General features: G+C 62.5%; 23 protein-coding genes. 8 read left to right on the forward strand and 15 right to left on the reverse strand.

Annotation, left to right across the window (positions count from 1 at the left end; genetic code table 11):
* Positions 1 to 102: 102 nt before the first annotated feature.
* The 3 genes from moaA (at position 103) to DQW91_RS07900 (ending at position 2945) form a co-directional block, all read left to right on the forward strand.
* The gene (moaA, locus tag DQW91_RS07890; protein WP_112663065.1) at positions 103 to 1113 is read left to right on the forward strand and encodes a GTP 3',8-cyclase MoaA; all 1011 of its coding nucleotides are present in this window, start codon (positions 103 to 105) and stop codon (positions 1111 to 1113) included.
* A 143-nt stretch (positions 1114 to 1256) separates the two neighbouring features.
* The gene (locus DQW91_RS07895) at positions 1257 to 2003 is read left to right on the forward strand and encodes a transporter substrate-binding domain-containing protein (protein WP_157961372.1); all 747 of its coding nucleotides are present in this window, start codon (positions 1257 to 1259) and stop codon (positions 2001 to 2003) included.
* A 75-nt stretch (positions 2004 to 2078) separates the two neighbouring features.
* On the forward strand, positions 2079 to 2945 hold the full coding sequence (locus DQW91_RS07900) for an NAD(P)-dependent oxidoreductase (RefSeq protein WP_112663067.1): 867 nt from the start codon (positions 2079 to 2081) through the stop codon (positions 2943 to 2945).
* A 4-nt stretch (positions 2946 to 2949) separates the two neighbouring features.
* Here DQW91_RS07900 and DQW91_RS07905 read toward each other — a convergent pair whose 3' ends face one another.
* The 3 genes from DQW91_RS07905 to cobT all read right to left on the reverse strand — a co-directional run bounded on the left by DQW91_RS07905 (position 2950) and on the right by cobT (position 4827).
* The gene (locus tag DQW91_RS07905) at positions 2950 to 3204 is read right to left on the reverse strand and encodes a hypothetical protein (RefSeq protein WP_112663068.1); all 255 of its coding nucleotides are present in this window, start codon (positions 3202 to 3204) and stop codon (positions 2950 to 2952) included.
* Between the two features lie 61 nt (positions 3205 to 3265).
* Entirely contained in the window at positions 3266 to 3784 is a 519-nt protein-coding gene (locus tag DQW91_RS07910) for a thermonuclease family protein (protein ID WP_112663069.1), read from the reverse strand.
* Between the two features lie 17 nt (positions 3785 to 3801).
* Positions 3802 to 4827: a nicotinate-nucleotide--dimethylbenzimidazole phosphoribosyltransferase gene (gene cobT / locus DQW91_RS07915; RefSeq protein ID WP_112663314.1), complete on the reverse strand. Its 1026-nt coding sequence runs from the start codon at positions 4825 to 4827 to the stop codon at positions 3802 to 3804.
* 135 nt (positions 4828 to 4962) lie between these two features.
* On the opposite strand from cobT, the gene cobS reads away from it, so the two are divergent.
* Together cobS and DQW91_RS07925 are read left to right on the forward strand one after the other, a co-directional pair.
* Positions 4963 to 5799 carry an adenosylcobinamide-GDP ribazoletransferase gene (cobS, locus tag DQW91_RS07920; protein WP_112663070.1) on the forward strand — a complete coding sequence of 279 codons (837 nt, stop codon included), beginning with the start codon at positions 4963 to 4965 and terminating at the stop codon, positions 5797 to 5799.
* Positions 5800 to 5813: 14 nt separating this feature from the next.
* Positions 5814 to 6011, forward strand: coding sequence for a DUF1289 domain-containing protein (locus tag DQW91_RS07925; RefSeq protein WP_112663071.1), 198 nt, complete (start codon positions 5814 to 5816; stop codon positions 6009 to 6011).
* Positions 6012 to 6033: 22 nt separating this feature from the next.
* On the opposite strand, the gene DQW91_RS07930 is transcribed toward DQW91_RS07925, so the two are convergent.
* The 4 genes from DQW91_RS07930 to dusA form a co-directional block, all read right to left on the reverse strand.
* Positions 6034 to 6825 (reverse strand): ADYC domain-containing protein, encoded by a 792-nt coding sequence (locus DQW91_RS07930; protein WP_112663072.1) that lies wholly within the window; start codon positions 6823 to 6825, stop codon positions 6034 to 6036.
* 55 nt (positions 6826 to 6880) lie between these two features.
* Entirely contained in the window at positions 6881 to 7123 is a 243-nt protein-coding gene (locus DQW91_RS07935; RefSeq protein ID WP_112663073.1) for a hypothetical protein, read from the reverse strand.
* Between the two features lie 214 nt (positions 7124 to 7337).
* Entirely contained in the window at positions 7338 to 8189 is an 852-nt protein-coding gene (locus tag DQW91_RS07940) for a sulfite exporter TauE/SafE family protein (protein ID WP_112663074.1), read from the reverse strand.
* Between the two features lie 105 nt (positions 8190 to 8294).
* Positions 8295 to 9284 (reverse strand): tRNA dihydrouridine(20/20a) synthase DusA, encoded by a 990-nt coding sequence (dusA, locus tag DQW91_RS07945; RefSeq protein WP_112663315.1) that lies wholly within the window; start codon positions 9282 to 9284, stop codon positions 8295 to 8297.
* Positions 9285 to 9457: 173 nt separating this feature from the next.
* On the opposite strand from dusA, the gene DQW91_RS07950 reads away from it, so the two are divergent.
* Complete coding sequence (locus DQW91_RS07950) at positions 9458 to 10213, forward strand: enoyl-CoA hydratase-related protein (RefSeq protein WP_112663316.1); 756 nt, start codon at positions 9458 to 9460, stop codon at positions 10211 to 10213.
* Positions 10214 to 10285: 72 nt separating this feature from the next.
* The gene (cueR, locus tag DQW91_RS07955) at positions 10286 to 10750 is read left to right on the forward strand and encodes a Cu(I)-responsive transcriptional regulator (protein WP_112663317.1); all 465 of its coding nucleotides are present in this window, start codon (positions 10286 to 10288) and stop codon (positions 10748 to 10750) included.
* Between the two features lie 9 nt (positions 10751 to 10759).
* Here cueR and ybaK read toward each other — a convergent pair whose 3' ends face one another.
* The 8 genes from ybaK to DQW91_RS07995 form a co-directional block, all read right to left on the reverse strand.
* Positions 10760 to 11230 (reverse strand): Cys-tRNA(Pro) deacylase, encoded by a 471-nt coding sequence (gene ybaK, locus DQW91_RS07960; RefSeq protein WP_112663318.1) that lies wholly within the window; start codon positions 11228 to 11230, stop codon positions 10760 to 10762.
* 52 nt (positions 11231 to 11282) lie between these two features.
* On the reverse strand, positions 11283 to 11873 hold the full coding sequence (locus DQW91_RS07965) for an urease accessory protein UreE (RefSeq protein WP_112663075.1): 591 nt from the start codon (positions 11871 to 11873) through the stop codon (positions 11283 to 11285).
* 41 nt (positions 11874 to 11914) lie between these two features.
* Complete coding sequence (locus DQW91_RS07970) at positions 11915 to 12400, reverse strand: nucleoside deaminase (protein ID WP_112663076.1); 486 nt, start codon at positions 12398 to 12400, stop codon at positions 11915 to 11917.
* 43 nt (positions 12401 to 12443) lie between these two features.
* Complete coding sequence (xdhC, locus tag DQW91_RS07975; RefSeq protein WP_112663319.1) at positions 12444 to 13370, reverse strand: xanthine dehydrogenase accessory protein XdhC; 927 nt, start codon at positions 13368 to 13370, stop codon at positions 12444 to 12446.
* Positions 13367 to 15694, reverse strand: coding sequence for a xanthine dehydrogenase molybdopterin binding subunit (xdhB, locus tag DQW91_RS07980; RefSeq protein WP_112663320.1), 2328 nt, complete (start codon positions 15692 to 15694; stop codon positions 13367 to 13369). The genes xdhC and xdhB overlap by 4 nt, the downstream gene beginning before the upstream one ends.
* Before the next feature lie 5 nt (positions 15695 to 15699).
* Positions 15700 to 17181 carry a xanthine dehydrogenase small subunit gene (gene xdhA, locus DQW91_RS07985; protein WP_245410951.1) on the reverse strand — a complete coding sequence of 494 codons (1482 nt, stop codon included), beginning with the start codon at positions 17179 to 17181 and terminating at the stop codon, positions 15700 to 15702.
* A gap of 138 nt (positions 17182 to 17319) precedes the next feature.
* On the reverse strand, positions 17320 to 17763 hold the full coding sequence (locus DQW91_RS07990; RefSeq protein ID WP_112663078.1) for a VOC family protein: 444 nt from the start codon (positions 17761 to 17763) through the stop codon (positions 17320 to 17322).
* A 94-nt stretch (positions 17764 to 17857) separates the two neighbouring features.
* Complete coding sequence (locus DQW91_RS07995) at positions 17858 to 18223, reverse strand: VOC family protein (protein ID WP_112663079.1); 366 nt, start codon at positions 18221 to 18223, stop codon at positions 17858 to 17860.
* Between the two features lie 133 nt (positions 18224 to 18356).
* On the opposite strand from DQW91_RS07995, the gene pepN reads away from it, so the two are divergent.
* Positions 18357 to 20993, forward strand: a complete 2637-nt coding sequence (pepN, locus tag DQW91_RS08000; protein ID WP_112663080.1) for an aminopeptidase N — start codon at positions 18357 to 18359, stop codon at positions 20991 to 20993.
* The last annotated feature ends 148 nt before the right edge of the window (positions 20994 to 21141 follow it).

The raw sequence follows: 21141 nt of genomic DNA on the forward strand, positions 1-21141 counted from the left end.
GATCTTCCGGCAGTCCTGGCCGACATCTAGGGTATGAGCAAGCCCGCGGCTGGGCAAACGGGAGTGATGTTGTCTGCGCTGTGGGAACCATCCGCTGAAACAATGGCGATCGGGAGCCGCCCTCCCCTGATCGATCCGTTCGGCCGTGCCATCTCCTATCTACGGGTTTCCGTGACAGACCGCTGCGATTTTCGCTGCGTCTATTGCATGTCTGAGGACATGGCGTTTCTCCCCAAGCGCGACCTTCTCACCCTCGAGGAACTGGACCGCCTTTGCACCGTGTTCGTCGAGCGGGGTGTACGCAAATTGCGTATTACGGGTGGCGAACCTTTGGTGCGGCGGAACATCATGAGCCTGTTTCAGGCGCTGTCCCGCCACCTCGCTTCCGGAGCACTCGACGAACTGACGTTGACCACAAACGGCTCTCAGCTTGCCCGCTACGCTTCGGAGCTGGCGCAGTGTGGCGTGAAGCGGGTGAACGTTTCGCTCGACACGCTCGACCCCGCCAAATTTCGACAGATCACCCGCTGGGGCGATCTGGCGAGGGTGATGGAAGGGCTCGACGCCGCGCAAGGAGCAGGGCTCAAGATCAAGATCAACGCGGTCGCGCTCAAAGGCACGAACGAGGACGAGATCGAAGCCCTGATGGAATGGGCGCACGGGCGCGGCATGGATCTCACCCTGATCGAGGTGATGCCCCTCGGAGAAGTCGAGACGCAGCGTGTCGACCAGTTTCTGCCGCTCTCACAGGTCCGCGCCCGCCTCATGGACCGCTACACGCTGGACGACCTCGCAGAGCGGAGCGGCGGCCCGGCGCGTTATGTGCGTGTGCGCGAGACGGGCGGCATCCTGGGTTTCATTACACCTCTGAGCCACAATTTTTGCGAGAGCTGCAACCGCGTGCGGCTCACCTGCACGGGCCAGCTCTTCATGTGCCTTGGCCAGGAGGACGTGGCCGATTTGAGGACGCCTCTGCGCGAGGGAACGCACGCGCTGCTCGATCAGGCCATCGACGACGCCATCGCCCGCAAGCCGAAGGGCCATGACTTCATCATCGACCGCCGCCACAACCGCCCCGCCGTTGCGCGGCATATGAGCATGACCGGCGGCTGACACTTTCCAAGAGACGACGCGTCAAGTAATGAATCTTGGCAGCGGCAAGTCTAACCTTCAATCAGGCCAATCATGGCGCCGCTCAACCGGTGGGCGTGGCAGTTGTGAGTGCGTCGGTAACTGTGAAAATCTTGCGACAAGCCTTGAGCCTTCTGGTCTGGCTCGGCCTGACCGCGTCCCTTGCCGCCCAGGAAAAAGCACCGGTCCGCATCGCCATCGAAGGGGCATACCCGCCCTTCAATTACCTTGAGAATAACGAGCTGCAAGGCTTCGAGGTCGATCTGGCAAAAGCCCTGTGCGACGCGATGGAAACCAAATGCACGCTCGTGACCCACGAGTGGGAGGGCATATTCCGGGCCCTCCTCAACCGCGACTATGATGCGATCATGTCCTCGGTGGAGATTACGGAACGGCGGCAAAAGCGCCTCGCGTTCTCGGAACCCTACTACAAGGTCCCCATGTCGTTCATCGGCGAGAAGCCGCTCGATGTGAAGAGCGTCACGCCGGAAGCTCTGGCGGGAAAATCCATCGGCGTGACCGACCGGAGCGAAGCGGCCGTATATCTCGCGCAGCACTACAAGAATTCCAACATCAAGCTCTACGCCAAGCTTGAGGAAGCCAATCTCGACGTGTTGACCGACAGGCTCGATCTGGTTTTCGGCGACAAGCCCACGCTGGCGAAGTTTCTGGAGAGCCGCGAGGGCGCGTGCTGCCGTTTCATCGCCGACGTGCCGCGCGATCCTCCCTATCCTTATGACACCTATGCCATCGCCTTACGCAAGGAAGACACGCAGCTCAAAGCCGCGTTCGACAACGCGATCCATCGCGTGATCGCGGACGGGACCTATGATCGCATTCGCGAGAAATACTTTTCGTTTGATATCAAGTAGCGCGCCGCGCCGGGGCGTTTGACCCTTAAGCGTCGCCTCCATAAAACAGCTTTCGAAACAATTCGGAGATGAGCGATGGCGAAGGTAGCTTTCCTGGGTCTGGGCGTCATGGGCTACCCGATGGCCAGGCATCTCGCCGGCAAGGGCCATGAGCTGACCGTCTACAACCGCACCTTCGCGAAGGCGGAGAAGTGGGTTTCCGAAAACGGCGGCAAGGCTGCGAGAACGCCGAAGGAAGCTGCCGAGGGGCAGGATTTCGTGTTCGCCTGCGTCGGCAACGATGACGACCTGCGCGAAGTCACCATCGGCCCGAACGGCGCTTTTCACGGCCTTCGCGCGGGCACGATCTTCATCGACAACACCACGGCCTCCGCAGGCGTCGCCAAGGAGCTTCATGAGGCCGCGAAAGCCAAGGGCGCGTTCTTCATCGACGCTCCCGTTTCCGGCGGTCAGGCAGGCGCGGAAAACGGTGTGCTGACGGTGATGTGCGGCGGCGATGCAGAGCCTTACGCCAAGGCGGAGCCCGTCATCATGAGCTTCGCGCGAGCCTGCCGCCTCATGGGGCCGTCGGGCTCCGGGCAGCTCACGAAGATGATCAACCAGATCTGCATCGCCGGCCTCGTTCAGGGCCTCGCGGAAGGCATCCATTTCGGCAAGAAGGCCGGGCTCGACATCGAGGCGGTCATCGACGTGATCTCGAAGGGCGCCGCCGGTTCGTGGCAGATGGAGAACCGCGGCAAGACCATGAACCAGAGCAAGTTCGACTTCGGCTTCGCCGTCGATTGGATGCGCAAGGATCTGGCGATCTGCCTCGAGGAGGCCCGCAAGAACGGAGCGAGCCTTCCCGTGACGGCGATTGTCGACCAGTTCTATGCCGAAGTGCAGGGCATGGGCGGACGCCGGTGGGACACGTCGAGCCTCATCGCCCGTCTCGACCGGTAACCCATCATCGACGGGTCACCGTCAGGTAGAGAATGAAGCCGCCGATGACGATGGCGGCGGCGAACAGCGCGATGTCGCGCGCCTGCCCGGTGAGCGCGACATCGCGATACATCTGCGACAGACGCTCTGCCTGCTGCGGATCGGACGACATGTAGAGGCCGATCACGACAAGCAACGTCGCGAGACCGATGATGACGTAGTTCATGCGCATGGTGCCGCCCTTCGACGAATAAACCGTGGATGCGACGAGACCTTGCACGCATCCGCCGCAACTGAAGATAGAGATACTCGCGCTTCAGCGGAAGCCGTACCTTGACGCTCTATCGTCCGTTCTGCTGCCGCCAGTCCTGAGGGCGCTCGAATTCGCCTGCCCAGAGGCCGACGCCACTCAGGCGCGCCCGCGCCTCCTGAAAGCGATAATCCCCATAAGACAACGCCTGTCCGTCGCCGACGAGGCGGGCAGCAATGTCTTCTCCCTCAACCGTGCAGGAAGCCAGCACGCGCTGATAGCGGTCGCGACCGGCGGCACTGCATTCGACGATGCGATCCGCGACCATGTCCGCAAGAGCCTGCCGCGCCGCCTCGCCGCAGCGATAGGCGCGGCCCTGTCTGCGGCAGGACTGGTGCAGCTCCGGCGCGTCGATGCCTTTGAGGCGGATGGTCTTGCCCTCGATGCGCAGCGTATCGCCATCGACCGCGAAGGCACGCCCCGCGATCTCGCGCTCGCTCGGCTCGAACAGGGCACCGGCAAGGGCGGCGAGCCCTATCGCGATCAGCGCGGCCAGAAACCCGCGAAGATTGCCGCCCCGCGGCTGCGACCGATGGGCGAAGCGCCTCATGACGAATGGCTTCTTGATTACGAGAGGCTCGTAGACACGCCCGCCTGATCGAAGGTCGCCATGTCCCGATGCGTCGCGGCGGCGGCCTTCACGAGACCGGCGGCGAGCGCCGCGCCGCTGCCTTCGCCAAGACGCATGCCGAGGGCGAGCAGCGGGATCTTCCCAAGCCGCTCCAGAACATCCCTGTGCGCCCCTTCGGCTGAGAGATGGCCGGCAACGCAGTGATCGAGGGTCGAGGGGTGAATGGCGTTGAGAACAGCCGCCGCCGCCGTCGTGACATAGCCATCGAGAATGACAGGGATGCGCTGCTGGCGCGCGGCAAGGATCGCGCCCGCGATGGCGGCGATTTCGCGTCCGCCAAGGCGGCGCAGGATTTCGAGCGGGTCCTTGAGGTGCGCGGCGTGATGTTCGAGCGCCGCCTCCACGGCGGCGACCTTGCGCTTCAGGCCCTCTTCATCGACACCCGTGCCTCGCCCGACCCAATGCTCCGCCGCACCGCCATAGAGAGCAGCATAGATCGCGGCGGCGGAAGTCGTGTTGCCGATGCCCATTTCGCCGACGGCGAGAAGATCGGTGCCGCCGGCAATCGCCTCCATGCCGAAGGCCATCGTCGCCACGCAGGTCTTTTCGTCCATCGCCGCGCCGGTGGTGAAATCCTGCGTCGGCATGTCGAGGGCGAGGTCGAAAACCTTGAAACCGAGGCCGTAGGCCCCGCAGATCTGGTTGATCGCTGCACCGCCCGCGGCGAAGTTCTCCAGCATCTGCCGGTTGACTTCGGAGGGATAAGCCGACACTCCCCGGGCCACGACCCCGTGGCTGCCAGCGAAGACGCAAACCAGCGGACGGTCGACGGATGGCAGGGGCTTGGCCTGCCAGGCGGCGAGCCATTCCGCGATCCACTCGAGGCGGCCGAGGCTTCCGGCGGGCTTGGTCAATTGGCGGTCCCGCAGGCGGACGGCTTCGATGGCCGCCTCGTCCGGGCCGGGCATGGAAACGATCAGACGGCGAATGTCGTCGAAAGGCGAGGAAGCGGCATCGGTCATGATAAGGTCCGGCACTGAGCATGATCAGAACAAGTGGAAACCGGTTGTTCACCCGGATCATGCGGAAAATAAGAGAATCTCGTTTCCGAAGGAATGTTACGCGACCTATAACGGCGGTTCGGCACGGGGTGAAGCATGTTGAGCGATGATCAGGCGAAGGCGAGCGTTTCCTTAAACGCATGGCAGTCTGTTCTGTGCGACCTCGCGGCGTGCCTGCGCTTCTATTCACGCCTTCCAGTACCGAGGCTGCCCTGGGAAACCGATCCCCATGCCGCGCCCGACATCAATGGCATGGCGCGAGTGGTTCCCCTCGGCGGCGCGATCATCGGCTTTCTGCCCGCGCTGATTCTCGCAGGCGCCCTCCTCCTCGATCTGGAGCCCTGGGTTTCCGCCGCGTTGTCCGTCGCCACGATGACGCTCATCACCGGCGCGTTCCATGAAGACGGCCTTGCCGACATGGCCGACAGCTTCGGCGGCGCGACGCTGTCGCGGCGGCTCGAAATCATGAAGGACAGCCGCCTCGGCTCGTTCGGCGCTTCGGCGCTCACGCTCGGCTTTCTTCTGCGCGTCGGCATTCTGGCGACCCTCGCCACGCGGCTCGACCCTGTTCCCGCCGCGCTGGTCGTGATTGCGAGCGCGGCCCTGTCACGCACCGCCGGGCTCACGCCACTCGTCTTCCTGGCCCCCGCCCGCCACGACGGCGCGTCTCATGCGGTCGGGCAGCCCTCGCGGGACGCATACTGGCTCGCCGCGATCCTCGCCGCTTTCATAGCGATCGCCCTCGGGTGGTGCGTCGACCTCCCCCGCCCCGGCATCGGCCTGATGCTTATCAGCCCGGCGCTGACCGGCCTTGCCATGACGCGAATTTCAGCGCGGCACCTCAACGGGCAGACGGGCGACGTCGCCGGAGCAACCCAGCAGGTGGCGGAAATCGCCGCGATGCTCGGGCTCTTGATCGCCACTCATCCATGACGACATGAAGAGCCATGACCCGCGCTTCCAGCCCCTGCATCCGCGTCTGCATCGTCGATCCCGAAACGGGATTATGCGAAGGCTGCGGCCGCACGCGTGAGGAAATCGGGAACTGGTATCACATGAGCGAGGAGGAACGCCTCGCAATCATGGCGATCCTGCCCGAGCGGATGCGCGAGGCTTTCATGAAAGCGGGCGACAAGTCCGGCTAATGCTCACGCGTAAGGGCCGCGCCTATTTCCTTGTACGCCAGGTCAGCACCGACTCGTTGAAGATCAGTGCGCGCGGATCTGAGCGCATGACTTGTTCATAGCAAACGTGAGGACCTAGACGTCCCCGCAATTGAGGATAACGTTCAGCCAATTGTTCAAAGGTGACATTGTCCGCGACACGTGGGTGCGCGACGCAAATCGCACCGTCAGGTCCCCAGGCCGCTTCGAATTCCATTGAAGCGACATGGCCGGGGTTCTGAATTCCAAAGCGGTCGATGATATTGATCGGGGTGCCGTTTCTCGCAGTCGGCTTGTTATCGCCACCATAGTCTGCGCGCATCATGTGAATGCAGGCCCGATGCAAATCGGACATGGGGACGCCTGCGCTGTCCTTCCAAGGGAAATAGCCGAGCAGAATGCATTTACCCTCCGCGCCGCTGGTGCAGGTCAGGGAAAAACCGCGCGCGCCATCAGGATAGGCGAAGGCGGCCCGCTCACCATCGGGATCGCGCTCGCAAAGCTCCCTATAGACCCCTGTTTCCCGATCCTTGACCGACATTCGGTAAAAGGTGATGGGCAGTTCCTTCACGTGGGCTTCCAGCGCGACACCGTCGATCCGGATTTCGGTATCGCGTTCCCCCTTGCCGACGACAAGCGTCATGCCGCTCAGGGTCTCTCCCCTCAATACGCGACCGTCACTGAGTTTGAGCACGAGATCCATGTCTTGCGCCTCGAAGCTGCCCTCCAGGGCAGCGACGGCCTTCAAGGACATGACAGCGCAAAAAAGGACGGCGAAAGCGATGACACTACGCATGAATAAAAAAGAGCCCTCTCGTCTCACAACGAAAGGGCTCCCTGTTTTTTTATGATTACTTCACGAGGACGCGCGAACCGTCGGGCAGAACGACGCTCTTCAGCATCGCAGCCTTCGACTCGTTGTTGCCGTATGTGACACCGGCAGCAAGCTCCTGGTCGGTGAGCCCAGTCACAGCGGTGCCATTCAGGCCTCTTGGCGGGGGACGCTCTCCATACGAGAAGATTGCACTAGCTTGGGTCGCGTACAGCGACGAAGCCAGGAGCGTCAAAGCGAGAAGGCTCTTGCGAATAGCCATTTTACTCTCCTGAGTGAGATCGCGTTTAAGGATCAACGCTGGAAGAGCGTAACATAAAACATGTTATAACAAAGCATTATCGAACTGGTTTTAGACAGCGTGTGCGCTTTATCACGCAATTCAATCACACGCTGTTTTCGTGATAATTCTCTATCAAAGATAGCATTCAAGAGCTGCCAAGCGCAGGGGCCCCCAAAGAACCCGGCAAGACCAATCAGACCAGCAAGCTATACGCAAAGCGGCCGCTGATCAGGAGCAGGAAGATTCCGAAGGCGAGTTCGAGGCGACGCTTCGAGAGACGGTGCGCCAGCCGCGCGCCGATGGGGGCCATCCACACGCTCGTCGGAATGAACAGCAGGAATCCGAGCAGCGAGATGTAGCCGATGGCGAAGGGCGGTTGCAGGGCCGCCACGTCCGGAAACTCCGCCGCGCGCGGCCAGCCTGCATAGATGTAGCCGAGAGCACCGGGGATCGAGATCAGCACGCCGAGCCCCGAGGAGGTCGCGACCGCCTGATGGATCGGGCGGCTGTAGAACGTCATGAACATGTTGGAGAGCATGCCGCCGCCAATGCCCATGAGCGCGGAGAGTACGCCGATGACCCAGCCGTAAAGCGTCATGATGGCCTTCCCCGGCATGTCCGTGCCGAAGCGCCAGCTATCCTTGCCGAACAGCAGGCGAATGGCGGCGACGCCCGCGACGACCACGAACACGATCTTGAACAGATCGGCGGGAGCATAGCGCGCGACAAAGCTGCCCATGATGACGCCGACGACCACCGGCACCGCCCAGACGCGCAGGATCGTCATATCCACCGCGCCCTTGGCGAGGTGGGCCCGGAACGAGCGGATCGAGGTCGGGATGATGATGGCAAGCGAGGTGCCGACACAAAGCGGCATGCGCACCTCCTCGGGCACGCCGAGAATGCGGAAAAGCTCATAGAGAACGGGAACCGCGACAGCCCCTCCCCCGACGCCGAACACGCCGGCCAGAAGCCCCGTGATCGCGCCGCCTGCCAGAAGGGCGGCGGCCAGCCAGGCCAATTCGATGGGAGAGATGCCGAACATGGGAGGAATTCCGTCAGATCGATTGAGGGAGGATGTGTGGCGGGAATTCCAGGCGGGGGCAAGCACCGTGCGGTGGAAGATCCCTGTTTTTACCTAGACCATGCTCTAAGCCGCGTCCTCGAACGGGCCGCCGCTCCGCGAGACGTGGGTGATGGCATCCCGCAGGGTCTGCAATCCTGCTCCGGGCTTGGTGGCTTCCGTGGCGAGGTGGCGGCGGAAGGCCCGCGCGCCGGGCCGTCCCGTGAAGAGCCCGAGAATGTGGCGGGTCATGGCATGGAGCCGCGCACCCTCGGCCAGACGGGCCGCGACATAAGGCTCGAAGGCCTCAAGAGCCTCGAAGGCATCGGCGACAGGCCCCTTCTCACCAAAGATCTCCTCGTCAACCGACAGCAGCAGTTCCGGCTCATGATACGCGGCGCGCCCGATCATGACGCCATCGACATGCGAAAGATGCTCCTTCGTTTCGTCGATAGTGCGGATGCCGCCGTTGATGGCTATCGGCAGAGAGGGACGCGCTTTTTTCAGCCGATACACGCGCCCGTAATCGAGGGGCGGAATGTCCCGGTTTTCCTTCGGCGAAAGACCCTGAAGCCACGCTTTGCGGGCGTGCACGATCAGCTCGTCGCAACCAGCCGCGACGACGCTGTCGGTGAGGTTGTTCAGCGCCTCTTCCGTGTCCTGGTCGTCCACGCCGATGCGGCACTTCACCGTGATAGGCAGGCTCACCGCCGCCTTCATGGCGGACACGCATTCGCCCACAAGGGCCGGCTCGCGCATGAGGCATGCGCCGAAGCGGCCATCCTGCACCCGATCCGAGGGGCAGCCGACATTGAGGTTGATTTCGCGATAGCCGAAGTCCGCACAGATGCGCGCCGCTTCCGCCAGCTCACGCGGATCGGAACCGCCGAGCTGGACGGCGACCGGATGCTCCGCATCGTCAAAGCCGAGCAGCCGCTCGCGCGGGCCGTGAATGACGGCCCCCGTCGTCACCATCTCGGTATAGAGCCATGTCCGGCGCGTCATGAGGCGATGGAAGAACCGGCAATGCCGGTCCGTCCAGTCCATCATGGGGGCGACGCTCAGCTTGTAATCCATGTCCTCAACCGTCAGGCCGGGTTCGGCCCGGAGCTTTGAAACCACGCGAAATTCGTGCGGTTCGTTAGCATACCGCCACCTGCTCTCCAATGCCCACCCTTTGCGGCCTATCCACGCCTCTGCAGGCGTGATGTTATAAGCGAAAGCCATAAATGGCAGGGGAGAGCATTCGCATGAGCGCAGGATTGTTGAAGGAGCGGGATGGCGGGGTGCTTCGCCTGACCATCAACCGTCCGGAGCGCCGCAATGCTCTCGACAGCGCCACCTACCGGGCCCTGGCCGAGGCGTTGCGGGAGGCGCAAGGGGATCTCGGCATCTCGGCGGTGGTGCTCACGGGAGCGGGCGAGCATTTCACGGCGGGGAATGACCTTCGCGACTTTCAGAACGCCTCCGGCGAAAACGGCGGCGATCTTCCGCCCATCGCCTTCCTGCGAGCCCTGAACGCTCTCGACGTGCCGGTGGTGGCCGCCGTGGAGGGCCATGCCGTCGGCATCGGCGTCACGCTTCTGCAGCATTGCGACTTCGCCTTTGCGGGCGCGACCGCGAACTTCCGGCTGCCCTTCGTGGCCCTGGGGCTCTGTCCGGAGGGCGCCTCCAGCCTGCTGCTGCCGCGCCTTGCCGGTGCCCGCAAGGCCGCGCAATGGCTGCTGCAAGGCAAGCCCTTCGATGCCGCCGAGGCACTCGAGGCCGGTCTTTTGACGGCGGTGACCGAGCCCGGAGCGGCATTGGCGGCGGCTCTCGCCACGGCAGCCGACCTCTGCGCACAGCCTCCTTCGGCGCTGCGGCTGTCGAAATCCATGCTCAAACGGGCCGAACGGGCGGAGATCGAAGCCACCTTCGATTTCGAGAGCGAACAGTTCCTGAACAGGCTCAAGACGGAGGAGGCGCAGGCCGCCTTCGCCCGTTTCTTCGCCTCCCGGGGCGGTTGACCGGCAAAGCCCTTGACCTTCCCATCATTGGAACCCTTATTGAAGGGAAACGATGCTTTTCGGGAGATGGCGATGAATATCGGCGAAGCAGCGGCGGCCTCTGGCGTTTCCGCCAAGATGATCCGCTATTACGAGCAGATCGGCCTCATCAAGCCTCCGGCGCGGACGGAGGCGGGATACCGCGTCTATTCCGACAACGACATTAGCACGCTGCTTTTCATCCGCCGTACGCGGGATCTCGGCTTCGCGGTCGAGAAGATCGGCGATCTTCTCACCCTCTGGCATGACCGCAGCCGCGCGAGCGCGGACGTGAAGCGGATCGCGCTCGATCATGTGGATGCGCTGGAACGCAAGATGCGGGAATTGCAGAGCATGGCCGACACGCTTCGCCATCTCGCGCAGAACTGCCACGGCGACGGGCGCCCCGATTGCCCGATCATCGAAGAGCTGGCCCATGCGGAGGCACTCCCGAGTTGCCACGCGCCCGCGCCCCGGCCACGGGCAGACAGCCTTCAGAACTTCCGCAAGCACGGCTGACTTTGCCGCTCAGGTGACCGAAGCGCTCTTCGCCTCGATCGCCTTTAGCGCATCGCGCGGATCGAGGTTGACCTGAAGGCCACGCTGGCCACCATTGATGAAAACGCGCTCATGCGCGAAAGCGCTTTCGTCGATGAGAGTCGGCACGCGCTTCTTCTGGCCGAAGGGGCTGATGCCGCCCACATGATAGCCGGTGATGCGCTCGGCATCGGCGGGCTTCATCATCTGCGCCGACTTGCCGCCGAACGCTCCGGCAAGCTTCTTCAGGTTGACCTCACGATCCGAAGGCACCACCACGCAAGCGGGCTTGCCGTCGACTTCAACCATCAATGTCTTGAGAACCCTCGCGGGCTCCACGCCAATGGCCTCGGCGGCCTGCAGGCCAATGCGATCGGCATTGGGATCGTAATTGTAAGTCGCGACATCGAAGGCGATGCCCGCCTTTTGCAGAGCCTGTGTCGCGCGCGTCGTCTTGGACATGAGGCGATCCGTTCGCTTGAACCCGCCCCGCATTCACATGCGAAGGGACGGTTCAGTGCCCATGCTTGTGGTGATGACCACAGCCGCAGCCCTCGCCATGATCATGATGATCGTGAACATGGGCGTGACCGTGCTCATGGTCGTGATGCTCATGACCGTGGTCATGGTTGTGACCGTGATGGTTATGATGCCCATCCCCATGATCGTGCGCGCATTCATGGATGCTGCGCTCGGGCTGGAACGGGCGCTCGACCGGGCTTGCCGTGCACCCCTGCCCGCGCACCAGCTCCGCGAGGGACGGATCGTTCTCCACATAGACCGCGTCCGCCGTCACCTCCGCAAGGGCGTGACGCCCGCCGAGATGCCAGGCGAGCCGCGTGAGCCGCAGAGGGTTCTCCGCCTTCACCTCAAGCAGGGGCTGCGCCGCCGCCTTCACCAGCACAAGACGCCCGTCCTCCAGCCTGAAGGCGTCGCCGTCGTTGAGAACCGTCTCCATTTCGAGATCGGCCAAGAAGGCGATGCCCTTCTCGCCCGTCACGTGCAAGTGGCGGCGGCTGCGCGCGGCGTAATTCAGCGAAACCTGATCGACCACGCGGTCGGCTTTCACGGCGGGCTTGCGGACGATGGTGACGGCTCGGGACATGGTGCTCTCACGCCTGTTCAGATGAGAAGGATATGATCGCTCTAATATTCTACCTTGTCCGCCTTGGCCATCCATGCGGCGAAAACCGCCTTGGCGTCCTTGTTCGGAGCATGGAGGGTGGGGATGGCGCGCTCCGCGATGGGCTTGGGGATTTCTTCGTAGATCAGGTTGTCATCAAACCCGATGGCGGCGGCCTCTTGGCGGGAATTGGCGAAGACGATGCGGGAGATGCGCGCCCAATAGGCCGAGGCGAGGCACATGGGGCATGGCTCGCAACTGGCATAAAGTGTCGCACCCTCCAGCGAGAAGTCGCCGATATCCTTGCAAGCCTTGCGAATGGCGACGACTTCGGCGTGAGCCGTGGGATCGTTGGTGGAAGTGACCTCGTTCCACCCCTCCCCGATCACCTTGCCATCGCGCACGATTACCGCGCCGAAAGGCCCGCCCGCGCCCGCTTCCATATGCTGGCGCGACAGCTCGACGGCGCGCGCCATGTAGATCTGGTCGTTTGTATCGATATTGCTCATGGGAAGCACTCATACCCGCTGACGGCGAAAGAGGCGAGAGGGGTCAGTTGCGCCCCTGTTCGGCCACCTGAAGGAGTTGAGCAGTCACGGAAGCGGCAATGATCGCGGGTTCCTTGCCGCGAATGCCCGCGATGCCGACCGGGCAGATCAGCGAGCGGATGCGCTCGGGCGCGGTGCCGATATCACGAAAATGCCGCTCGAACCGCGCGCGTTTGGTTTCGCTGCCAATCAGGCCGACATAGGGAAAGGGCCGCCGCAGGGCGCTTGCCGTAATGGCGAGATCGAGCGCGTGATCGTGCGTCATCACGAGAACGAAGGCATCGTCCGGGGCGGCGTCGATTTCGGCGGTCGGGTCTTCAGACAGGATTGCGGTGCAGTTTTCGGGCATGCGCGAGGGAAAGGCATCCTCGCGATTGTCGATCCAGCGGACGGAGAAAGGCAGCGGCGCGAGCGCCAGAACGAGCGCGCGCGCCACATGGCCGGCACCGAAAAGAAGAAGCGGAATGCGCGCTTCGCCGTGTGTCTCGCGCCAAACACCCTCGGCTGCAGCCCCGGATTCTTGGCGAGTAATCTTCCGCACCACACGCCCTTGCGCAAAGAAGCATTCGGTCTCGAACACGCCTTCGCGTTCCACCACGCTCAACGCTCGCAAGGTCTCCAGATCGCCGCGATCGAAAACTTCGACCAGCATTTTCACCACGCCGCCGCAGCACTGGCCGAGGGCTGGCCCCAAAGCCTGATCGACGGTTTTTGCGACGGGTCGGCCTTCGGTCAGCATGGCCTGCGCCACCGCCATCATCCGCCATTCGAGTTGGCCACCGCCGACGCTGCCGGAAAACGCGCCGTCCGCCCGCACAATCATGCGCGCACCCACTTCTCGCGGCGTCGAGCCCTTGACCTCATGCACGCTGACGAGCGCCGCCGCACCATGCTCGGCGACGATCTCCGCCAGGCGTTGCCAGACCCTCACGTCATAGGCCTCCCACGCACGGCCTCGCACGCTCTCAGGATCGCCTCGGGCGTCGCGGGCGCGTTGAGAGGCACGGGCTTTGCCGGATCGAGGGAATGAACCGCGTCGGTCAGCGCGCAGAACACGCTGTTCGCCAGCATCACGGGCGGCTCGCCCACAGCCTTGGAGCGATAGATGGTGTCCTCCCGGTTCGCGCTCGGGAAAAGCGCCACGCGGAAATCCTCAGGAACATCGGAGGCGACAGGGATCTTGTAGGTGGAGGGCGCGTGCGTAAGCAGCCGCCCTTCCTTGTCGAAGACGAGTTCCTCCGTCGTCAGCCAACCCATGCCCTGCACGAAGCCGCCTTCGATCTGCCCAATGTCGATGGCCGGGTTCAGCGACTTGCCGACATCGTGGAGAATATCCACCCGCGTCACCCTGTTCTCGCCCGTCAACGTATCGACGATGACCTCCGCGCAAGCCGCGCCATAAGCGAAATAGAAGAACGGGCGGCCTTGCGCCTTCTCACGATCCCAGTGGATCTTCGGCGTCTTGTAATGTCCCGCCTCCGAGAGTGAGACACGCGCGGCGATGCACTTCTTCGCCAGTTCGGTGAAAGTCAGGCTCTCGTTATCGATGAAAACCCTGTCGTCGCGAAACGAGACCTGATCCTCCGGCACGCCATAAGCTGCTGCCGCGTAAGCCGTCATGCGCGCCTTGATGGCCGCCGCCGCGATGCGCGCGGCCATGCCGTTGAGATCGGAACCGGAGGACGCGGCGGTAGGGGATGTATTCGGCACCTTCGCGGTCGATGTCGCGGTGATGCGCACGCGCTCCATGCCGATGCCGAATTCCTCGGCCACCACCTGCGCCACCTTGATATAGAGCCCCTGCCCCATCTCGGTACCGCCGTGGTTCAGGTGCACCGAACCATCCTGATAGACATGCACCAAAGCACCGGCCTGGTTGAGCTGTGTCAGCGTGAAGCTGATGCCGAACTTCACCGGCGTCAGCGCGATTCCGCGCTTGAGGATCGGCGAGGACGCGTTGAATTCCGCAATGGCCTTCCGGCGTGCGCGATAGTCGCTCGTTTGTTCGAGCGTCCGCACCAGATCGATGAGCGTATCGGTTTCCTCAACCTCCATGCCGAACGGCGTGAGGTTGCTGTCGGGTGCGTAGAAATTGGCATAGCGAACATCGAGCGGATCGCGCCCTATCTCCCAGGCGATGCGGTCCATCACCTGCTCGATGGCGAGCATGCCCTGCGGACCGCCGAAACCGCGAAAGGCAGTGTTGGAGACTGTGTTGGTCTTCAAACGCCGCGAGCCGACATGCACAGCAGCCAGCCAATAGGCATTGTCCGAATGGAACATGGTGCGATCCACCACGCCACCGGACAGATCCGCCGAATAGCCGCAGCGCGCGAGATGGTCGACGGCATATCCTTGAATGCGGCCTTCGTCATCGAAGCCAACTGACCAATCGCAGCGAAAATCGTGCCGTTTGCCGGTGAGAACGAAATCGTCATCACGGTCGAGGCGGATCTTGCAGGGCTTGCCGGTGACACGCGCGGCGAGCGCCGCCGTCACCGCCCATTGCGTCGCCTGGCTTTCCTTGCCACCGAAGCCGCCACCCATGCGGCGCGTTTCGCATGTCACATAAGCATCGGGAATGCCGAGCACGCGGGAGACGACGTGTTGCACCTCCGTCGGGTGCTGAGTCGAGGAATAGACGAAGATATCGCCATCCTCTCCCGGGATCGCCATCGCGATCTGGCCTTCGAGATAAAAATGCTCCTGCCCGCCGATGCGGAATTCTCCATCGAGCCGGTGCGGCGCTTGCGTGATGGCCGCCTTCGCATCGCCACGCCCGAAAGCGTAATCCGGCAGAACAGTTTCGTTGCGCTCAAGCGCATCTTCGACTGTGATGCTCGGACGTTCGGCTGCAATCTCGATGCGCGCAAGCTTCACCGCGCGGCGCGCAAGATCCCGCTCTGTCGCAACGACGGCAAAGAGTGCCTGCCCGAGGAAGCTGACTTCGCCCTCCGCGAAGAGCGGATCGTCGGCTAGAGAAGGCGCGATGTCGTTCTTGCCGGGAATATCTTTCGCCGTCAGAACAGCGACTACACCGGGTGCTGCCTTGACGGCCGACAGGTCGAGAGAAACGATGCGCCCGCGCGCCTTGGGCGATTGGCCGAGAACGACGTGGAGCGTTCCCTCCGGCTCACGGATATCATCGATATACTGCGCCGCGCCTTGAACGTGTTTCGTGGCGGAATCGTGCGGCAAGGACTGGCGGACGTGGCGCAGACTTTCAGCATCGGCGGGTTTGTGAGGAGCATTCATGGCCATCACTCCGCCGCCTGCAACGGTTCGCGCTGGCCTACAAGCCGTGTCGCGGCGCTCGCGCCATTGGCGATCTCGCTCAAGGCTTTGAGGAGAAGATTGCGCGCTACTGTGGAGCGATAAGCCGCCGAAGCGCGGTGATCGTCCATCGGCTGGTAGTCTTGCGCCATCGCGGCAAAGCCTGCTTCCCACGACGATGCGTCATCAAGGGAAGCGCCGAACATCGCCTTCTCCGTCAAGGCCGCGCGCTTCGGCGTTCCCGCCATGCCGCCGAACGCGATGCGCGCATCGGCAATCGTGCGCCCTTCAAGCGTGAACCTGAACGCGCCCATGACGGCGGCAATGTCTTCGTCCAGACGCTTGGAAACTTTGTACGCGCGAAAGGCTTCGTTGGCCTTGAGCTTCGGAACGCTCACGCCGCGCACGAACTCACCTTCCGCGCGATCCTGCCGGCGATAGGCGATGAAGAAATTTTCTAAGGGAAGATTGCGCGTCGTGGCCCCGTTGCGCAATTCGAGCGTCGCGCCAAGCGCAATGAGCGCAGGTGCGAGATCCCCGATGGGCGAGCCGTTGGCGATGTTGCCGCCGACAGTGCCGGAAGCGCGAACTTGTGCTGAACCGAAACGGCGCATGAGTTCGCCGAGATCGGGATCGATTCCGGAAAGAGCGGGAAGAGCCTTGGCGTGCGTCACCGTCGCGCCGATGGAAAGCGTGTCGTTTCCATACTCAATGCGATCGAGACCTGCCACACGACCGAGCCAGATGATCTTCTTGAGATCCATCATGGCTTTCGTGATCCACAAGCCGACATCCGTGGAGCCGGCGACAAGGGTCGCGTCGGGATGGTTCGCATAAAGCTTTGCCAGCGCATCCTCACTCGCGGGAGCGGCAAAGAAGCTCGTGGCGTCGCCAACAAAGACATCCCGCCCATCAGTAATGGCGGCGAGTTGGGCCGCACGCTCGCTCAGCATTGCGGTGAAGCTATCGGCAGGCGCATCCGCGCAAGCCTCGAGCGCTGCGTCGAGAATGGGACGATAACCCGTGCAGCGGCAGAGATTTCCGACAAGAGTATCGTTGACGGTCTCGCGAGAGACAGGGCGCGGCGCATGCTGATAGAGCGTGAAAAGGCTCATGACGATGCCGGGTGTGCAGAAGCCGCATTGCGAGCCATGGTTCTTGACCATCGCAGCCTGAACCGGGTGCAGGCCCTCTTCGGACGCGAGATCCTCCACCGTGACGACCTCTGCGCCGTCCACCTGGCCGAGCAAGAGGATGCAGGCGTTCACCGGCTCATAGACGAGCTTGCCCTCGCGCACGCGCCCGAGCGCCACGGTGCAGGCTCCGCAATCCCCCTCGGCACAGCCTTCCTTGGTGCCAGTGCTGCGCTCTTCAAGCCTCAGATAGTCCAGAAGTGTCGTGCGCGGGTCAAAACCCTTCAGCTCGACCGGCCTTCCCCTCCGCAAAAAGCGGATCACTTCACGTCTCACGTCGTTCCTCCACCGGTTCTCGCCGGTTCTTGTCATGAACGGAATAGAATGACCGAGTGGAGAGATTTCGCAATAGCGTTCACCTCAAATAAAAAACGGCCCAAACGGGCCGTTTTGCAAAGCCGAAGCTCCCAATCCTTACCAGGTGCCGGTGTTCGGCATCGAGGCCCAGGGTTCCTGCGGCGGCTTCGACTCGCCCTCCTGCAAAAGCTCGATGGAAATATTGTCGGGGGTCTTCACGAAAGCCATGTGGCCATCCCGCGGCGGACGGTTGATGGTGACGCCTGCATCCATCAGCTTCTGGCAGGTCGCATAGATATCGGCGACACGATAGGCGAGATGGCCGAAGTTGCGGCCACCGGCATATTCGTGCTCGTCCCAGTTATGGGTGAGCTCCAGCAAAGGAACGCGGGCCCCTTGCGCTGCCCGCGCGGCATCCTCGTCGGCCGCCAGAAAAACGAGGGTAAAGCGGCCCTTCTCATTCTCGATGCGGCGGGTTTCAACCATCCCGAGAAGACCGCAGAAAAAGCCCAGGGACTGGTCAAGGTTCGAGACACGAACCATCGTGTGCAGATAGTGCAAGGAACGTCTCCGTTATCGATCCAGCCGCAAGGGCTAGCCGGAGATGGCTTGAAAAAGCAATCCCCGGCTGCACGCCCATGAAGAAAAAGGATCGCTACATCGAGTGCAGCCCGATCCTGTTGCCCTCACAATCCACGAAATGGCCGATAAAGCCATATTGGCCAATGCTGGTTTTCGGCATCAGGGTCTTGCCTCCCTTTTCGCCGACTTTCTTCAACGTGCCTTCGATGTCGGGAACTTCGAAATAGACGAGAGTGCCGCTTTCAGAGGGCCCATAGCCATCGGACTTGACCAGGGTGCCAGCGGCGCCCGGCTCCGCCTGATCCTTCATGGGGAAGAAGGCCATCTTGGCCGGCCCCATCTCCTGAAGGCTCAAGCTCAGATCGAGGACGCCCTCGTAAAAGGCCTTCGCCTTGTCGAGATCGTTGACAGGAATTTCGAACCAGACCACCGGATTCATCGCATATCCTCCAAAAGAGTGCCCTGCCCGTGTCTTGGCGATGAGGGCGGGCTTGTCGATATCAGCGCTGGGACTTAGGACAAGGACAGCGCATCGGAAGATGCGCGCCTGAAAAAAACACCGAGATCAGCCCATGCGCACCGAGAACGCCCCCGTCATCCGCCTTGAGGATTATGAGCCGAGCCCGTTCCTCATCGACCGGGTCGATCTCGATGTGCGGCTGCACCCCACCGCGACGCGTGTCACAGCGGCGCTGGCGCTTCGGCCCAATCCTCACGGCCGCGCCGAGGCGCCTCTGGTGCTCGACGGGGATGAAGTGAACCTGAAAGGGTTGTCTCTCGACGGGCAGCCGCTGCCGGCGGAAGCATTCGTAGCCTCGCCGAAAGGGCTGACCATTGCCCGCCCGCCGCAGCAACCCTTCACGCTCACCATCGAGACCGAGATCAACCCGACCGCCAACACCAAGCTGATGGGGCTCTATCGCTCCAACGGCAACTACTGCACCCAGTGCGAGGCGGACGGTTTTAGGCGCATCACCTATTTCCTCGACCGCCCCGACGTTCTCGCCGTCTATACCACGCGCATAGAAGCCGACCGCGATGAAGCGCCGGTCCTGCTCGGGAACGGCAACCCGGTCGAAGCGGGCATCATCGAGGGCACCAACCGCCACTATGCGGTGTGGCACGATCCGCATCCCAAACCGTCCTACCTCTTCGCCCTCGTCGGCGGAAAGCTCGGCAAGGTGGGGAAAAGCTTCACCACCATGAGCGGTCGCAATGTCGATCTCGGCGTCTATGTGGAGCCCGGCAAGGAGGACCGTGCTGATTACGCGCTCGACGCGCTCGAGCGCTCCATGCGCTGGGACGAGCGCGTGTTCGGCCGGGAATACGATCTCGACGTGTTCAACATCGTTGCCGTGTCCGATTTCAACATGGGCGCGATGGAGAACAAGGGCCTCAACATCTTCAACGACAAATACGTGCTCGCAAGCTCGGAGACGGCGACGGATACGGACTACGCCAATATCGAGGCCATCATCGCGCACGAGTATTTCCACAACTGGTCGGGCAACCGCGTCACCTGCCGTGACTGGTTCCAGCTCTGCCTCAAGGAAGGTCTGACGGTCTTCCGCGATCAGGAATTCTCATCCGACGAGCGCTCGCGCGCCGTTCATCGGATTTCGGAAGTGAAGGTGTTGCGCTCGCGGCAGTTCTCGGAGGATGCGGGCCCCCTCGCCCATCCGGTGCGTCCGACGCAGTATAGCGAGATCAACAACTTCTATACCGCGACCGTTTACGAGAAAGGCGCCGAAGTCATCCGCATGCTGAAGACCATCATCGGCGACGCTGACTTCAGGCGCGGCATGGATCTTTATTTCGACCGCTGCGACGGAACGGCGGCCACGGTGGAGGATTTTCTCGGAGCTTTCGCGGAAGTCACCGGGCGCGACCTGTCCCACTTCTCCCGCTGGTATGCCCAATCGGGAACGCCGCGTGTGACGGTCAAGGGCGATTACGACCCCAAGGCCCAGACATACACGCTCTCCTTCAAGCAGGAGACGCCGTCGACGCCGGGCCAGAACCAGAAGTCGCCGATGGTCATTCCGGTCGCCCTCGGTCTCGTCGCGGAAGATGGCAAGCCCATCGACGCCGCCTGCAACCGTGTCGACGAAAACGGGGTCTTCATCTTCGAGAAGGGTGAGGACAGCCTGACCTTCACCAATGTTACGTCGCGGCCGGTGCCCTCGCTGTTTCGCGGTTTCTCGGCTCCCGTCAAAATCTCCTTCGACCTTCCTGACAGCGACCTTCTCTCCCTGCTGCGGCACGACAGCGACGCCTTTAATCGCTGGCAAGCTACGCAGAGCCTCGCCATGCGGATTCTGGTTCGCCTGTCAAAAGGCGAGACGGTCGGGCAAGAGGAATTCGACAATCTCGCGCGCGCCCTTCGGGCTTTCGTCGAGAGCGATGGTGAGAAGGACCCCGCCTTTGCGGCGCTGGTTCTCTCCCTCCCGAGCGAAAGCGACATCGCACAGGAGCTTGCGTCCAACATCGATCCGGATGCGATCCACACAGCCCGCCTGACTCTGCGGCAGCGCATTGGCCAGGAATGCGCGGCTCCGCTTCAAGGGCTGCTGCAATCCCTCGCGACATCGGGCCGTTATAGCCCCGACGCGAAGAGCGCCGGGCGGCGCGCGCTCCGCAATGTCGCCCTTGGCGTGATTGCCGATGCGGACAAGGCCCTCGGCGAAAAGCTCGCGCGCGAGCAGTTCAACGCCGCAACCAATATGACCGACCAGCTGGCCTCCTTGAGTGTGCTGGCGACTATCCCGGGACAGGCGCGGGAGGACGCTCTGGCGGCTTTCGAGACACAATATAAAGACGAGCCCCTCGTCCTCGACAAATGGTTTACGCTGCAGGCCATGATCCCCGAGTCTGAGACGCTGGAGCGCGTCAAGATGCTCATGGGGCACAAGGCCTTCTCCCTCAGCAATCCGAACCGTGTGCGCGCCCTCGTCGGCAGCTTCTCGATGTTGAACCAATCGCAGTTCAACCGTGCGGACGGTGCTGGCTACGATCTCCTCGCCGACGTTGTGCTGCGCGTCGATGAACTGAACCCGCAGCTCTCTGCCCGACTGCTCACTGCCTTCAGTGCGTGGCGGATGATGGAGAACACCCGACGCGCCCGGGCGCAAAACACCCTGCTTCGTATCAGGCAAAAACCTGATTTATCCCGCGATGCGAGCGATATCGTGCAGCGCACGCTAGATTGATTCCGCCACAAAGCCTTACAAAACAAGCTTTTCTTCTTGCCTAAACTTAGGCGGCAAGAATTTCAAAATTTTTCGTTAATCTAGCCGCCTGGAGAGCTAGACAAATCACTCGCGCGTGATTCTATTGTTAGTGATTCGGAGAGATGCG

Source organism: Microvirga flavescens, from assembly GCF_003290125.1.
In the GTDB taxonomy this organism is placed as follows: Bacteria; Pseudomonadota; Alphaproteobacteria; order Rhizobiales; family Beijerinckiaceae; genus Microvirga; species Microvirga flavescens.

What these genes read in the sequence shown, in the direction of transcription:
- DQW91_RS07930 (WP_112663072.1), bottom strand. Translation starts at nt 6,825, where the DNA reads ATGCGTAGTGTCATCGCTTTCGCCGTCCTTTTTTGCGCTGTCATGTCC.
- DQW91_RS07970 (WP_112663076.1), bottom strand. Translation starts at nt 12,400, where the DNA reads ATGAGCAATATCGATACAAACGACCAGATCTACATGGCGCGCGCCGTC.
- moaA (WP_112663065.1), top strand. Translation starts at nt 103, where the DNA reads ATGGCGATCGGGAGCCGCCCTCCCCTGATCGATCCGTTCGGCCGTGCC.
- DQW91_RS07935 (WP_112663073.1), bottom strand. Translation starts at nt 7,123, where the DNA reads ATGGCTATTCGCAAGAGCCTTCTCGCTTTGACGCTCCTGGCTTCGTCG.
- dusA (WP_112663315.1), bottom strand. Translation starts at nt 9,284, where the DNA reads ATGGATTACAAGCTGAGCGTCGCCCCCATGATGGACTGGACGGACCGG.
- pepN (WP_112663080.1), top strand. Translation starts at nt 18,357, where the DNA reads ATGCGCACCGAGAACGCCCCCGTCATCCGCCTTGAGGATTATGAGCCG.
- DQW91_RS07900 (WP_112663067.1), top strand. Translation starts at nt 2,079, where the DNA reads ATGGCGAAGGTAGCTTTCCTGGGTCTGGGCGTCATGGGCTACCCGATG.
- DQW91_RS07965 (WP_112663075.1), bottom strand. Translation starts at nt 11,873, where the DNA reads ATGTCCCGAGCCGTCACCATCGTCCGCAAGCCCGCCGTGAAAGCCGAC.
- cueR (WP_112663317.1), top strand. Translation starts at nt 10,286, where the DNA reads ATGAATATCGGCGAAGCAGCGGCGGCCTCTGGCGTTTCCGCCAAGATG.
- xdhB (WP_112663320.1), bottom strand. Translation starts at nt 15,694, where the DNA reads ATGAATGCTCCTCACAAACCCGCCGATGCTGAAAGTCTGCGCCACGTC.
- cobS (WP_112663070.1), top strand. Translation starts at nt 4,963, where the DNA reads ATGTTGAGCGATGATCAGGCGAAGGCGAGCGTTTCCTTAAACGCATGG.
- DQW91_RS07925 (WP_112663071.1), top strand. Translation starts at nt 5,814, where the DNA reads ATGACCCGCGCTTCCAGCCCCTGCATCCGCGTCTGCATCGTCGATCCC.
- ybaK (WP_112663318.1), bottom strand. Translation starts at nt 11,230, where the DNA reads ATGTCCAAGACGACGCGCGCGACACAGGCTCTGCAAAAGGCGGGCATC.
- cobT (WP_112663314.1), bottom strand. Translation starts at nt 4,827, where the DNA reads ATGACCGATGCCGCTTCCTCGCCTTTCGACGACATTCGCCGTCTGATC.
- DQW91_RS07940 (WP_112663074.1), bottom strand. Translation starts at nt 8,189, where the DNA reads ATGTTCGGCATCTCTCCCATCGAATTGGCCTGGCTGGCCGCCGCCCTT.
- DQW91_RS07950 (WP_112663316.1), top strand. Translation starts at nt 9,458, where the DNA reads ATGAGCGCAGGATTGTTGAAGGAGCGGGATGGCGGGGTGCTTCGCCTG.
- DQW91_RS07910 (WP_112663069.1), bottom strand. Translation starts at nt 3,784, where the DNA reads ATGAGGCGCTTCGCCCATCGGTCGCAGCCGCGGGGCGGCAATCTTCGC.
- DQW91_RS07995 (WP_112663079.1), bottom strand. Translation starts at nt 18,223, where the DNA reads ATGAATCCGGTGGTCTGGTTCGAAATTCCTGTCAACGATCTCGACAAG.